Origin of the sequence: Helicobacter pylori (assembly GCF_011140715.1) — a bacterium.
Taxonomy (GTDB): Bacteria; Campylobacterota; Campylobacteria; order Campylobacterales; family Helicobacteraceae; genus Helicobacter; species Helicobacter pylori_DA.
This window is the reverse complement of sequence record NZ_SFZZ01000013.1, coordinates 25,633-39,709: the sequence shown is the minus strand read 5'-3', so window position 1 is coordinate 39,709 and position 14,077 is coordinate 25,633. Positions and strand designations below refer to the sequence as shown.

The 14,077-nt window shown below is 38.4% G+C and carries 15 protein-coding genes; 4 read left to right on the top strand and 11 right to left on the bottom strand.

Going from position 1 to position 14,077, the window contains the following annotated elements:
* Genes fliY through EWZ81_RS01780 form a run of 3 tightly spaced genes read left to right on the top strand, consistent with a single transcriptional unit; the run spans position 1 to position 1,918 of the window.
* Positions 1-858 carry a flagellar motor switch protein FliY gene (gene fliY / locus EWZ81_RS01790; RefSeq protein ID WP_079339445.1) on the top strand — a complete coding sequence of 286 codons (858 nt, stop codon included), beginning with the start codon at positions 1-3 and terminating at the stop codon, positions 856-858.
* A 29-nt stretch (positions 859-887) separates the two neighbouring features.
* Positions 888-1,424, top strand: coding sequence for a YhcH/YjgK/YiaL family protein (locus EWZ81_RS01785; RefSeq protein ID WP_001930343.1), 537 nt, complete (start codon positions 888-890; stop codon positions 1,422-1,424).
* Entirely contained in the window at positions 1,421-1,918 is a 498-nt protein-coding gene (locus tag EWZ81_RS01780; protein WP_165548831.1) for a DUF2147 domain-containing protein, read from the top strand. The genes EWZ81_RS01785 and EWZ81_RS01780 overlap by 4 nt, the downstream gene beginning before the upstream one ends.
* A 20-nt stretch (positions 1,919-1,938) precedes the next feature.
* Here the strand turns inward: EWZ81_RS01780 and fur are convergent, their stop codons facing one another.
* From fur to EWZ81_RS01760, 4 genes are all read right to left on the bottom strand, one after another.
* Complete coding sequence (gene fur, locus EWZ81_RS01775; RefSeq protein ID WP_165548830.1) at positions 1,939-2,391, bottom strand: ferric iron uptake transcriptional regulator; 453 nt, start codon at positions 2,389-2,391, stop codon at positions 1,939-1,941.
* 159 nt (positions 2,392-2,550) lie between these two features.
* Entirely contained in the window at positions 2,551-3,726 is a 1,176-nt protein-coding gene (locus EWZ81_RS01770; RefSeq protein WP_165548829.1) for a replication-associated recombination protein A, read from the bottom strand.
* Positions 3,723-4,094 carry a heat shock protein transcriptional repressor HspR gene (locus EWZ81_RS01765; protein ID WP_000272467.1) on the bottom strand — a complete coding sequence of 124 codons (372 nt, stop codon included), beginning with the start codon at positions 4,092-4,094 and terminating at the stop codon, positions 3,723-3,725. The genes EWZ81_RS01770 and EWZ81_RS01765 overlap by 4 nt, the downstream gene beginning before the upstream one ends.
* 9 nt (positions 4,095-4,103) lie before the next feature.
* Positions 4,104-4,970 (bottom strand): DnaJ C-terminal domain-containing protein, encoded by an 867-nt coding sequence (locus EWZ81_RS01760; RefSeq protein ID WP_165548828.1) that lies wholly within the window; start codon positions 4,968-4,970, stop codon positions 4,104-4,106.
* A 167-nt stretch (positions 4,971-5,137) separates the two neighbouring features.
* On the opposite strand from EWZ81_RS01760, the gene EWZ81_RS01755 reads away from it, so the two are divergent.
* On the top strand, positions 5,138-6,388 hold the full coding sequence (locus tag EWZ81_RS01755) for an outer membrane family protein (protein ID WP_165548827.1): 1,251 nt from the start codon (positions 5,138-5,140) through the stop codon (positions 6,386-6,388).
* Positions 6,389-6,504: 116 nt separating this feature from the next.
* On the opposite strand, the gene EWZ81_RS01750 is transcribed toward EWZ81_RS01755, so the two are convergent.
* From EWZ81_RS01750 to EWZ81_RS01720, 7 genes are all read right to left on the bottom strand, one after another.
* Positions 6,505-7,341, bottom strand: coding sequence for a 5'-3' exonuclease (locus tag EWZ81_RS01750; RefSeq protein WP_165548826.1), 837 nt, complete (start codon positions 7,339-7,341; stop codon positions 6,505-6,507).
* Positions 7,342-7,596: 255 nt separating this feature from the next.
* A complete protein-coding gene (locus EWZ81_RS01745) occupies positions 7,597-8,493 on the bottom strand; it encodes an OriC activity response regulator (protein ID WP_000697532.1) in 897 nt (298 codons plus the stop codon).
* A gap of 21 nt (positions 8,494-8,514) precedes the next feature.
* Positions 8,515-9,735, bottom strand: coding sequence for a bifunctional 2-C-methyl-D-erythritol 4-phosphate cytidylyltransferase/2-C-methyl-D-erythritol 2,4-cyclodiphosphate synthase (locus tag EWZ81_RS01740; RefSeq protein ID WP_165548825.1), 1,221 nt, complete (start codon positions 9,733-9,735; stop codon positions 8,515-8,517).
* A gap of 21 nt (positions 9,736-9,756) precedes the next feature.
* A complete protein-coding gene (locus tag EWZ81_RS01735; RefSeq protein ID WP_000976588.1) occupies positions 9,757-11,187 on the bottom strand; it encodes a Do family serine endopeptidase in 1,431 nt (476 codons plus the stop codon).
* Positions 11,188-11,230: 43 nt separating this feature from the next.
* The gene (locus EWZ81_RS01730) at positions 11,231-12,673 is read right to left on the bottom strand and encodes an amino acid permease (RefSeq protein WP_165548824.1); all 1,443 of its coding nucleotides are present in this window, start codon (positions 12,671-12,673) and stop codon (positions 11,231-11,233) included.
* A 254-nt stretch (positions 12,674-12,927) separates the two neighbouring features.
* The gene (gene pgsA, locus EWZ81_RS01725) at positions 12,928-13,467 is read right to left on the bottom strand and encodes a CDP-diacylglycerol--glycerol-3-phosphate 3-phosphatidyltransferase (protein WP_000866199.1); all 540 of its coding nucleotides are present in this window, start codon (positions 13,465-13,467) and stop codon (positions 12,928-12,930) included.
* Entirely contained in the window at positions 13,464-14,072 is a 609-nt protein-coding gene (locus tag EWZ81_RS01720; protein WP_165548823.1) for a hypothetical protein, read from the bottom strand. The genes pgsA and EWZ81_RS01720 overlap by 4 nt, the downstream gene beginning before the upstream one ends.
* Positions 14,073-14,077: the final 5 nt, after the last annotated feature.

Below are 14,077 nucleotides of genomic sequence, written 5' to 3'. Positions count from 1 at the left end.
ATGCAAGATTTTATTAAGATTTTTATTCAAGAGGTTGTCTCTACTTTAGAAGGGTTAGTGGGTAAGGCTCCAAGCGTGGGATTAGAAAAAGAAGTTTCTAACAATGAAGAAGCGAGTTTAATCAGCACTCCTTATGCAAGGGTTAAGATTAGCGCGATTGAAAAAAATGAAAGTCCTATTGAATTACTGGCTCCGGTAGATTTAGTTACCGCTTTGAGCGATTTGATGCTAGGGGGTGATGGGGCGAGCAAGGAAGAAATGGATAATGACGATTTAGACGCTTTTAAAGAAATGGCTTCTAATATTTTTGGCGCTATCGCTACAAGCTTGAAATCTCAAGAATTGCTCCCTAAATTGAATTTCACCACCACGAACGCTGAAATCGCTAAAGAGCTTCCTAAAAAAGAAGATTACGCTAAGGCGATGGTGTTTTCTTTTAAAATGGAAGCCATCAAAGAAAGCCAAATCGTTTTATTGATCACTTCAGCGTTTGAGGGCCAATTTGAAAAAACGCATAAAGAAGAAAAAGAAGAAACGACAAAGAGCGCTACTGAAGAGACTAAAACCCACGACGCGTCTTTAGAAAATATAGAAATCCGCAATATCAGCATGCTTTTAGATGTGAAATTGAACGTTAAGGTGCGAATCGGGCAAAAAAAGATGATTTTAAAAGATGTGGTTTCTATGGATATAGGGAGCGTGGTGGAGTTGGATCAATTGGTAAATGACCCTTTAGAAATTCTCGTAGATGATAAGGTGATCGCTAAGGGCGAAGTGGTGATCGTGGATGGGAATTTTGGCATTCAAATCACGGATATTGGCACTAAAAAGGAACGATTAGAGCAACTGAAAAATTAAACCATTTTAAAGTAAAGAAGGAAGGAATTATGGCTGTTTTTGGGGAATTAGGCTCGCTTGGGCATTTGTTTAAAAAAACGCAAGAATTAGAAATTTTGCATGGGTATTTGCAAGATGTCATGCAAAAGGGTAGTGAAGCTAATCAAAGGGTTTTAAACCTCGCTATTAATACAGAATTTCAAGCGCCTTTAGGGCATGGCATTTTTAGCATAGAGCAGAGCTATTGTTTAGAGCATGCTAAAGAGGGCGAGAAAGGCTTTTTTGAAAGCCACCGACAATATGTGGATTTCCAATTGATCATCAAAGGCGTTGAGGGGGCTAAGGTGGTAGATATAAATAGGGCTGTCATTAAAACCCCTTATAATGAAAAAAGAGATTTGATCGTTTATGAGCCAGTCAGTGAAGCTTCTTTTTTGCGTTTGCATGCGGGCATGCTGGCTATTTTTTTGGAAAACGATGCGCATGCGTTGAGGTTCTATGGAGAGTCTTTTGAAAAATATAGGGAAGAGCCGATTTTTAAAGCGGTCGTTAAAATGCCTAAAGGATTGATCAAATTAAAATTATGAAATTGGTGAGTCTTGTTATAGTTTTTTGTTGTTTTTTATGGGCTGTAGAGTTGCCTGGAATTTATCAAACTCAAGAATTTTTATACATGAAAAGCTCTTTTGTGGAGTTTTTTGAGCATAATGGGAAGTTCTATGCTTATGGTATTTCTGATGTGGATGGCTCTAAAGCCAGAAAAGACAAGCTCAATCCTAACCCAAAGCTAAGGAATCGCAGCGATAAAGGCGTGGTGTTTTTAAGCGATTTGATTAAGGTTGGAAAACGATCTTATAAAGGCGGTAAAGCGTATAATTTTTATGACGGCAAAACCTACTATGTGAGAGTTACTCAAAATTCAAACGGGGATTTAGAATTCACTTCAAGCTATGATAAGTGGGGGTATGTGGGCAAGACTTTCACTTGGAAACGCTTGAGCGATGAAGAAATCAAAAATCTAAAGCTCAAGCGTTTTAACTTGGATGAAGTCCTTAAAACCCTTAAAGATAGCCCTATTTAAGCTAGCTTCTTTAAATTTTTTTAATCATCGTTCTCTTGGCATTCTTTGCACCACACAAACATTTTCATGTCATGGCTGATCAGCTTGGCTTGATATTTTTTAACGACTTCATTCTGGCGGTTTTCAATTTCAGGGTCTGCAAATTCAATGATCTTACCGCAATGCAAACAAATGATGTGATCATGGTGTTCTTTAGCCGCAATTTCATAGCGCCGACCGCTTTTTGAAGTCTCTAAAACACAGATAAAATTTTCTTTTTCTAAGAAATTCAAAATGCGATAGACTGAAGAAATGCTGGTGTTTTTGTCCTTTTGGCGGATAGAATGCGTGATTTCTTCAGGGCTTAAGTGTGTGCCGCTGCGATACAAAACGCTCACCACTTCTTCTCTCTGTTTTGAATTTTTGAGTCCGTTTTTTTTGATAGACATTCTCAAGCGCTCTAAAATGGATTCCAAAGTTTCTAATCTTTTCATGCTGATATTTTCCTTATCCGTAAAATGATTTTTATAACTAGAATATTATTATACAATAATAATGCGATGAACCATAGATAAAACTCATTATTATTTTAATTTAATCAAAAAATATTGATTTTTTATTACCATTGTCGCATTTTAATGCAACTTATAAGATCAATTTTTTATTTTATCAAGCCATTCTAAAAGGGTTTTTTCAAACCCTATGCCTTGAGAAGAAACCAAATTGAGGGGTTTTTCCAAATAATCTTGTTTGACATAGCCGTTATAATCATGCGGGTAAAGGTAGTCTTTAGCGTTAGGCAGCAGGTGTTTAGGAATAGGGTAGAGTGAGCCTTTTTGAACGCAATCCAAAGCCTGATTGATCGCTCTATAAGCCGTGTTAGACTTGGGCGAACAAGCCAGATAAATCACGCACTGGCTTAAAATAATGCGCGCTTCAGGGTAGCCGATTTGTTTGACTGAAAACAAGCAAGAAGAGGCTAAATTAAGGGCGTTTGGGTTAGCGTTACCAATATCTTCGCTCGCAAAAATCACCAGCCTTCTGGCGATAAATTCCGGGTTTTCCCCGCCAGCAATCAAGCGCGCCAGATAATAGATGGAAGCGTTTTCATCGCTCCCTCTTAAAGACTTGATTAACGCGCTAGTGAGGTTATAATGCGTATCATCGCTATAAGATCCGTCATTTAGGCTATGAGGCCGTAAGGATTTGAGCGTTTTTAAAGTGATAGGATTTTCTATTTTAGTGCTCAAATCTAAAAGGTTTAATAACGCTCTGGCATCGCCAGCGCTGTTGTTTAAAAGATAGGTTTTAGCGTCAGGCTCTATTTGTTTTTTTAACAATGTTAAAGCCTTATCGCAAAGCCTGTCTAAATCGCTCTTTTTTAGGGGGGTTAATTCAAAAGTAAAACTTCTTGATCGGATCGCATGGCTTAGGCTGTAATTAGGATCTTGCGTGCTAGCCCCTAAGATTAGAGCGTGATCTTTTTCCATAATGGGGAATAAAAATTCTTGTTGGGTTTTATTCAATCTGTGGGTTTCATCAATAAAAACAACGGGTTTTAAAAGGGTGTTTTGGTAATTTTTAAGCTTAAGGCGTAAATCCTCCAATTTGAAATCCGTCGCATTAAACAAAAGAATGGGGCGCTCTAGGGAGCGAGCGATGATTTGAGCCAGGCTTGTTTTACCCACGCCAGGAGGGCCATAGAAAAAGGCATGGGGGAAGTGTTTGGATTGTAAGGCTTTAAATAAGGGGGCGTCTTTCCCTATTAAATGCTCTTGGCCTAAAAAATCTTCTAGGCTTTTTGGGTTTAAAAGCGAAGTCAGGCTCATTTTTTAAATAAAATCAGTTCATAAAAATTCGTAGGGGTGTTTAAATTTTTCGTTGGGGTTTTGGTGTTTTTAGAGTGTTTGTGCAGAGCGTCTTGCAATTCTTTATTGAGGTTGTCTAATTCATCAAGCTTTTCTTTTAAACGCAAGATAATATCCACGCCCGCTAGATTAACCCCCATATCCCTTGTAAGGCGTAAAATCGTTTTGATTTTGTCCATGTCTCGTTGGGAATACAAGCGCATTTTCCCATCAGTCCTGCTAGGCTCTATCAAACCCTCTTTTTCGTATTGGCGCAAGGTTTGAGGGTGCACGCCTAAGATTTTAGCCACGACGCTGATCAAATAAAGCGGTTCATCATAATCGTACACGATTCCTCCTTACAATTCTTTTTCTAATAACGCTTTTAACTCATCAGAAAGCGTTTCGGTTTTAGGCAAGATCAAACGAGCTTGCAAATACAAATCCCCCACATGCGAAGTTTTTCTGTTTTTGATCCCTTTGTCTTTGATGCGGAATTTTTGCATCGCTTTGGTGTTAGGAGGAATGGTTAGGGTTAAGGTTTTATGCCAAGTAGCGATTTCAATTTTTCCTCCAAAAAGAGCCGTCTTTAAGGGTAAATCAAAGATTTGAATAATATCGTCTTTCTCGCGCCTATAAATTTCATCTTCTTCAATATGGATCTGCAAGAGCAAATCGCCCCTACCCATTCGCCCCGTTTTCCCTTTGTTGCGAACCCTGATTTTTTCGCCCTCTTCCACGCCGATAGGGATTTTAAGGCTAAAAGTCTCATTATTGATGCTCACTTGTTTTTTATTGCCTAAAAGGGTGTCTAAAACAGAGACATTTAAAGTGGCGGTCATGTCTAAATTTTCAGGGGCGAAATTGGAAAAATTAAAGCCAGAAAAGCCTTGCGAGTTTTGAGAAAATCTTTGCGAAAAGCCTCCTCTCCCAAAAATAGAGCTTAAAATATCGTCTAAATCTTCACTAGTGCTACGGCTTCTTGCAAAATCGCTGAAATTCTGCCCCCCAAACATGTTGTCGCCAAACTGATCGTATTGGCGGCGTTTTTCTTCGTCACTCAAAATTTCATAAGCGGCGTTGATTTCTTTGAATTTTTCTTCGGCTTCTTTGGTTTTATTCAAATCCGGGTGGTATTGTCTGGCTAAACGGCGGTAGGATTTTTTGATTTCATCTTGGCTGGCGTTTTCGCTCACGTTTAAAGTTTGGTATAAACTCTTGCTCATGGATCACCTTTAAAATAGTTTTATTAGAATACTATCATAAATCTTTAGTGTTAGTCAATCAAGTTTATTGATAATGTTTAGTGGTCATTGAGATTTTAAACCCGTTTCAGCGCAATTAAAAGGAATTTTAACTAAAATATTGAGTTTAAATCCACGATGAGTTTTTAATGCAATATAAGAAAAATAAGAAAAGATATTATTATTTAGCGTTAGGGATCCTTTTTTTAAATGGTCTGTCTTTGAAAGCTTTAGAAATCGCAGTCAAACCTTTTGGCTATCTGGGGTTATTATATAATCAAGGGGCGCAAAAAAACCCTCACAGCTATGTGGGGGCTTTAGCGCGTCTTGGGGTGGATTTTTCTTATAGCAATGGGTGGTCTTTTGGCATTGGAGCGATTGGGGCTTGGAATATTTATAACAAACAGCGTTTGGCTAACCTTTACATCAGTCTAGGGAATTTTTTTGGTAACCCTAACAACGTTAAACCTTATTTGAGTGCTGGCGATGTTTCTGATGCGTATGTTCAATACACTAACCAGCGTTTTAAAATCGCTTTAGGGCGTTTCAATACCGATTTCGTGGATTTTGATTGGATAGGGGGCAATATTCAAGGGATCTCTGTGGCTTTTAAGCAAAATTCCATGCGTTATTTTGGGATTTTTATGGATAGCATGCTTTATAATGGGCATCAGATCAATAAAGAGCAAGGGAATCGGATCGCTACTTCCCTAAACGCTCTAGCGTCTTATGATCCTGTGTCTAAACGCTTGTATGTAGGGGGGGAAGTGTTTGTTTTGGGCGCAGAATACAGGCATGAAAATCTTAAAGTGGTGCCTTTTATTTTAACGGATACCCGCTTGCCTTTGCCCACTCAAAATGTTTTAGTGCAAGTGGGGGGTAAGTTGGAGTATAACGCTTCTTTAGCTAAGGGTTTCACTTCGCACACTCTAGTGCATGGCATGTATCAATACGGCAACACTGATGCGGTTACAAGCGCTAAAAATGCCGGCTTGTTTTTGATCGATCAAACTTTTAAATACCAAATTTTTAATTTTGGAACGGGTTTTTATATCGTTCCGGCAAGAAACAATAAGGGCTATCTATGGACTTTTAATGACAGGACTAAATTCTATGGCCGTGGGATCAATGCGCCCGGCGTGCCAGCGATTTATTTTGCAAACTCTAGCATTTCAGGCTATGTTTTTTTAGGGCTTAAGACTAAAAGGGTGCGTTTAGACGCGATGGTGGCTTTTGGGGATTATCAAGAATATTCTTTAATGAGCAGCTTTAGGGTTTGGACTTATAGGGATTTGTCTTTTGATATGGGTGGGGGGTATGTGTATGCTTATAATTCTAAAGCCACGAGAAAAAGCCTTGGAGATAGCTCTTTTGTCTTTTTTGGGAAGTTTTTGTTTTAAAAAATACCATTTTATAATCAATAGTGAAGAGTTTGCAATAAAGTAAGCGATAAAACAAGCGGTAATTTCTTTTTTAAAAAATCAATATTAAAAGAAGTTTTTGTTTTAAAAATGTTTTAAGAAATTCTTTTGAAATCAGGTTTTTGTATTTTTTTAGGGAAAAAAGTTTTTTTAAACTCAGGCTCCCATAGTTTGATCACGCCATGGTGGGTCATCTGGTGCATATTGACTAAACGCATGTTTAAAAGAGCCTTTTCTTTAGCTTCGCTGTCGCTCAAATCTTCTTTAATTTTGAACGCTTGAATGATTTGCTCCCACAATTCATGCTCTTTAGCGTCTTCGTTTAAAAAATCTTTATAGTTGAAGCCGCCAATCCCTTTAACCCCTTTAATATTATCCCCTTTATCCCCCACAACGCATTGGTAATAAGCAAAAAAATGAGCCTCTTTTTGACTCACATTAAAAAAAGCGTTGGTTTTGAGATTGAAATGAGAACCTCTATTGGAATACAAAATATCCTTATCCATGCTGGCTATCACGTAATTGTTGGGGTCTTTCTTTTTGTAAAAAGAGATAATATCATCGGCTTCATATTCAAAACAATGTTCGCCCTGGATTTTAGCCCCTTTTTTTAGGGGGTATTTTTCCACGATGGCGATTTTTAGGGTTCCTAGAAGGGCTTTAAAATCTTCATCAAATTGGTGGCGTTTTTGTTTGTAATGATCGCACAGCTGGTAGCGGAAACTCTCTCTGCCCCTAGTGATAAAAAAAAGCGTTTTAGAGCAACGGGTTTTGCGCATGATAGATAAAATTTGAGTGGTGAGAAAAATAACGCCCACTTCTTGCAAGCTATAAGCGGCGAATCTTTTGGGGAGCGTTTTATTAGAGAGCAAACGCCTAACAATATTAGGGATAACGCAATCAATGTCCAGTAAAAGAGTTCTTGAATGCATGGATCTTGTTTTGTTAAACGCCTGTCTAATGGTTAATCCTTAAGTTGAATTTCACTTTTTTAAAAGTTAAACTATTATAGTAAATACATAGCAAATAATAAGTTATTTTAATAATAATTAGCTCTATTCTCATTAAATACGCTAAATTTTGAGAGATCACCGCTTGTTTTAGCTCTTTTGATTGCAAAAATGCTTTTGGCATTCTTGCATTTTATGATCAACGCCCCACAAAAAACAGGGCTTAAGGATTTTCTGTTATTTGCGCGGTAAGTTATATTTCCGGCGTTTTTCCCAAAGGCTTTTGCGGCTAATGCCAAGCTTGTTGGCTAATTCTGTATCGGTGCAAGTGGAAGAAAAATGCCTGATCGCTTCTTTTTCATACTCTTGAATGGAAAGGAAAGTCGTGTGGTTATTAAATAAAGATAGGGGCTTATTGCCGCATTCAATGCTCACAATTTTAGGAAATTCTAGGGGTTCTTTATGGGTATAAGATAAAACAATAGGGCATGAACGGGCCAATTCTAACAATTTCAATTGCTCATCTTTTTTAAGCTCTTCTAAATGCATGATGTAAAAAGGGCGTTCTAGTTTGTCTTTATTCTTGTATAGATCTTTCCAAGTGGTATCCTTTAAAGAGAAAAAAGAAAAATCCATTTGCCTTTCTTTAGCGTATTGCAATAAATAAGCGTTCGCAAGCTCTTGAGAGGGCGTGTGGATGATGAAAGGCGGCCGGTAGGAAAAATCTTTAGGCAAGGGCAATTCCGCATGGATAAAGTCTAAGTAATTTTCATAAAATCCCAAGCGAGCGGTCATTTCTTGGTAGGCTTTGTGGTATTGGATCTTACGCAACAATTCATCCATTTTAAAAGGTTTTAGAATATAATCTCTCGCTCCCGCTTGAATGGGTTTATTCACGCCATCTTCATTGACATGCGAAGCCATCATGATAATGATTTGCTTGGAATTATAACGCACAAAGTGTTCGCAACGCCCTTGAGTGCAAACTTTAGAAGAAACCAAAATCACATCATAAGGCTCTTTATTTTCTTCTGAAATGCTAGAGATGATCTCGCAAAAATGCCCTAAATCATGCAAATTATGAGAGATACTCCTAGCTAGCGCTAAATCGTCTTCAATGATTAAGATTTTCATCCATTCTTCCTTTTATCGCGTTTAAAGTTTTTGTTTATAATGCATGCTCACATGCGCTTGGACTAACAGCCCTTCTTGTTTGCCAATGAACCCCATTTTTTCCATTGTAGTGGCTTTCAAGCTGATTTGAGATTTTTCTAAACCTAAAAGTTGGCTCAAATTCTCTAAAATCGCCGGTTTGTAAGGGGTGATTTTAGGGATTTCGCTAAAGATAGTCGCCCCCATTTCAAACAATTCAAACCCAATGCTTTGTGAAAAATCCAACACGATTTTTAAAAGCTCTTTAGAAGAGGCGTTTTTGTATTTGGGGTCATTATCAGGGAACCATTCGCCAATGTCCCCCCCTTTAATCGCCCCTAAAATCGCATCAATAACCGCATGCAACAAAGCATCGCCGTCGCTATGAGCCTTTAACCCAAACTCGCAATCCAAAACAACCCCCCCTAAAACCATAGGCTTATTTTTAACAAACGCATGCGTATCAAAACCCATGCCGATAAAAGTGTCCTTTGCTGGGTTGAAAAAGAACGCGAAATGTTTCAAATCATCGTTCGTGGTGAGTTTGTGCAAATTTTTACTGCCTTCAATATAACTCACACGATTAGGGAAAGCTTGTAAAATCGCGCTGCTTTCATCTTTAAAATCCCCTTGGTTTAGGGCTGATCGGAGCGCTTTGGTGTGGCTTAATTGCGGGGTTTGAATGAGTTTGATCGCCTCTCTGTCTAAAGCCTCGTTATAATAGATCGCTGTGTCATAGCAAGGCAAGTAAGGAGCGATGCAATAATGGCTGGTTTGTTGGAGGGTTAAAAACAAACTTTTAAGCGCTTCCATATTGGCTAAACCCCTAGCCACATCGCTTGTGAGCGTGTAAGCGCTATCAATTATTTTTAAAGCGTTACGGACGGATTCTTGCCTTGATGCCCCGCCTTTTACAAGCTTGATTTCAGGGTAATGGCGTTGGATATAAATATAATCCAATCCGCTTACAACTAAAATGATTTCCTTAAAGTCTAGGGCTTCTTTAAAGCTCTCATAAACGCTGAGCCATAAGGGGGTATGATTAGAGCGCAACCATTGTTTTTTGATGGTTTGAGAAAAACGCTTAGACTCCCCAGCGGCCAATAAAACAACGCTCGTTTGTTTAACAAGAATCTCTAGCGTTTCTTTAGTTTCAAAAGGGTCTTCTTCTAAACTTTCTAAAGAGAGTTTAAAAGCTTCCCCATTCACTCTAATCAAAGACATGCGACTAACAACCCATCTCTATCATTTCACCAAAATGATCCTATAACCTTGATTCAAGTCTAAAACTAAGAATCGTTTGGGTTTGCCTTTATACTTTTCTAAAGCATGGTTAAAATCCGCAACGCTTTTCACTTCAATCTCTTCAATTTTTGTGATGATGTTGCCTTGCCTGAAGCCGGCTTGCTCTGCTGGGGAATTTTCATTCACTTGAGAGACTAAAACCCCTTGAACATCATCGCTCAAACGCATAGACCTTTTGGTTTTTTGGGTTAAATCTTCTACTTGAAGCCCGTTCAATTGGCCTTGTGCACCGTTTTGAGCAGAAATGGTTTCTTTTTTGTTAGGGTTTTTCCTTTCAGCTAGAGTGAGGGTGAAGGTGCGTTCTTTTTTGTCTCTAATGACTTTTAAGGTTACTCTTTGATTGGGTAGCATGGAGCCGATTAGATTTCTTAACTCATTCGTGTTTTTAACCTTTTTCCCATTGACTTCAGTGATCAAATCCCACACCAAAATCCCTGCTTTTTTAGCCGGAGAGTCTTTTTCTACGCTAATGACTACCGCCCCTTCTTTGTTGTCATAAGAATTTTGCAAATCGCCGCTCAAATCTTGCAAGCCCACGCCCAAGTAACCTCTTTCAATCTTACCGGTTTTGATGAGTTGGGTTACAATATCTTTAACCATGTTAGAAGGGATGGCAAAGCCAATGCCGTGGTTGCCCCCGGTTTTAGAGATAATAGCGGTATTGATCCCCACTAACCCTCCACGGCTGTCAATCAAAGCGCCACCAGAATTTCCAGGATTAATGGAAGCGTCTGTTTGAATGAAATTTTCATAGCTGTTGATCCCAATCCCGCTTTTATTGAGCGCTGAAACAATGCCTTGCGTAACGCTTTCGCCCACGCCAAAAGGGTTACCGATCGCAAAAACCAAATCGCCCACTAAAATATCATTAGAATCAGAGAATTTGATCGTGGGCAGGTTGTCTTTAGTGATGCGAATCACAGCTAAATCGCTTTCAGAATCCGTGCCTACTAAAGTGGCGGAATATTCTTTATTGCTCCCTGGAATGGTCACTTTAATCTTATCCGCGCCATCAATCACATGGTTATTCGTAACAATATAGCCATCTTTAGAAATGATTACGCCGCTGCCTAAAGCCCTTTCCATTCTTTCTTTAGGGATCATACCGCCCAAATCCCCGAAAAATTGTTGGAAAAAGGGGTCGTTAAACACACCGCCACCTATAAAGTTGTTTTTAATCTTCTTTTCAGTGGAGATATTCACCACCGCTTTAATAGAATCCTTAATAGAATCGTGGTAAGAATAGATCGTATCCTCTTTAGAAGGGACGCTTATTCGCTCTTTCACTTTGGGCATGTTTTGGATTTGGATATTGCCCGCATTCAAACTTAGCGCTAAAGCCAAAGAGACAAAAAAAGTTTTTTTCATCATGGTTACTTCCTTGATTGATGTCAATTTCAAAATTAAAAAAAGATTATATCAAATCTTTTTTGTTATTTTCATTAGCTTTTTGTGTAAAATAGTATCCAATGTAACACACAACAGCAAAAACAATCGTTAAAATCATCCCAATGCGTTGATCCTTATCCATAGCCGAACCAATCACGCCGATAATACACCCAGTGATCCCTATGAGTTGCAAAAAGGGCAGGAAAGGGGCTTTATAAGGCAAATCCTCTAAAGAATGCCCGGCTTTTAAGTATTGCTTGCGGAAAGAATATTGCGAAATGGACACGCTAACCCACACGATAATCACCGTGAAACTGATCACATTAATCAAAGCTTCAACGACATTTTCTTTGGCATAAATTTGGACTAAAAGTCCTATAAGGGAAAAAGAAAGGGAAAAAAACATCGCATAAGTGGGCGTACCTTGTCGGTTGAGCTGGGAAAAAACTTTAAAAAACATCTTTTGTTTGGACAGCCCATAAATCATGCGGCTCGCCCCATAAAGCCCTGAATTAGCGGTAGAAAACATCGCCGTAATGATAACAGCGTTCATTATATCAGCCACATAAGGGATACCCATGCCAATAAAGGGCAAGTTGATGCGTTCTAAAACGCTCACAAAAGGGCTTTGTGCGATAGAAGAATCGCTCATGGGTAAAAAAACAGAAATGACAAACACAGAGCCTAAAAAGAAAAAGACAATCCGCCACAAGGTCGCTTTAATCGCTTTGGGCATCACTTCGCTAGCGTTTTTAGTCTCTCCTACAGCCACCCCAATGACTTCTGTGCCAGTGAAAGCAAAAATAACAGCGAGCATCACAGAAAAAACCGCCGCGCTCCCGTTAGGGAAAAACCCCCTATCGCCAAAATGGAAATTATCAAAAACAGAACTAAACCCATGCAAATAGATTTGATAAATGATCCCAATTACGCCAATGCCTATAAAAGCGATCACCGCTAAAACTTTAATCAGGCTAAAGAAAAACTCGCCCTCGGCAAAAATTTTAACCGAAAAAAAGTTCAATAAAAAAACCAATGCAATGCATAAAATAACCCAATAATGGATAGGAATACCCGCAAACCAGCGTTGCATGAGCATGCCTATAGCGATGTATTCTAACGCAACCGTGATCACCCAGCCAAGCCAATACATCCAAAAAACCATATAGCCCGTGCCAGGGCCTATGAATTTAGCCGCATAATCCCCAAAGCTTCCCGTAGTGGGATAAACGCTAGCCAATTCGCCTAAAGAGAGCATGATACAATAGACCACAAGCCCTCCAAAACAATAAGCGATCAAGGTCCCTAAAGGGCCAGCGCTCGCAATATTACCCCCAGTGCCTACAAAAAGCCCTGTGCCGATCGCTCCCCCAAAGGCAATCATCAAGAGATGGCGCATTTTCATGTCTCTTTTAAGCTCGCCTTGTTTTTGCGTGGTATTTTGATGCGTTATCTTTTGATTGTCCATGCGACACCTCCTTAGATTAAAAATAAAAATAGCTTGAATTATAACAAAAATAAAATAAAAAGATTTTTTTTAAATAAAAATAAGGATTTGTTTTAATCAAATTGGATAAGCCTTATTAAATTTTAATATTTTTAATTTTTAAAAAATGGGATTTTGGTTACTTTATTAAACTCGTTTTCTTAAAAAGCTATCGCTTGGTTGGCATCAATTCTTTTGTGTTTTTTATTATCAGTATTATAAAATTAATCTAAAACTTAAGATTTATAATATTTAATCGTGTAATCTATCCCCGAATAAAGGGTTAAAAAAACCGCTATAGCCACAAGCACATAAGAGTAAGTTAAATTGGCTAATAAAGCGCCAATCGCCACGACTTGAGACACGGTTTTATACTTGCCTAACGCATTGACAGGAATATCCTTTTTTTCATTAGCGGCTAAGACTCTAAGCCCTGAAATAAAAAATTCGCGCCCTAAAATCACAAACGGGACCCACGCATTCACACGATCCAAATAAACTAACCCTAAAAACGCGCTCAAAATAAGGATTTTATCCGCTAAAGGATCAAAAATTTCCCCAAAGCGCGATTTGGCTTTATAGCTTCTGGCGATATAGCCGTCCAATAAATCCGTGAGAGCGGCAAACAAAAAAACCAATGAAGAGATCATGTTGATGTGAAAGGGGGTTAAAAAACTAAAATAAGTGCGCGTGTTTAACAATAAAAACAATAAAAATAAGGATAAGACAATGCGTAAAATCGTTAAAAAATTAGGTAGGAGTTTTAAAACTTTCATGCTTTCAAAAAGACTTGTGAAAAATTCAAGAACGCGCGCCCTAAAAAACTGAGCGCCACACACATTAAAATCACAGCGATCGTTAAAAAAATGATAACTAACGCTTGCGCTAAAACCCCTAAAAGAGCCAGCATGAAACTAAAAAGCAACAATCTAAAACCGCTTAAAAAAAACCTTTCTTGCGTGTAAAGGCTCAATTCTCTATAGAGTTTATGCAGATAAAAAACAGAAACACCATTACCGATTAGTGAAAGGGCGTTACTGGCGTTAGGGACAAGATAGCTTAAAAGAGCACATAAAATCACCGCCAAAAAACTGAAAGCAAAATTTTCAAAAAAACTCAGATGGCGTGTGATTTTAGAAAGCCTGTAAAAACCAATCGCTCCGGCAATAAACCCAAGCGCGCACAAAAAAAGAGACAATAACACGATATAAGCCAATTGATTATTGAAGAGGTTAGAAATTTGAAACGATTTTGTTCCGCTTGAAACAAGAAAAAGCACCAACAAAATAGCCCCACACAAAGGGGCGAAAAAATAGCCCAACAAGCATTTTTTAATGAATTGCAACTCTTTATTTTGGTGGATATGGATAATGTTTTTCAAAAAAA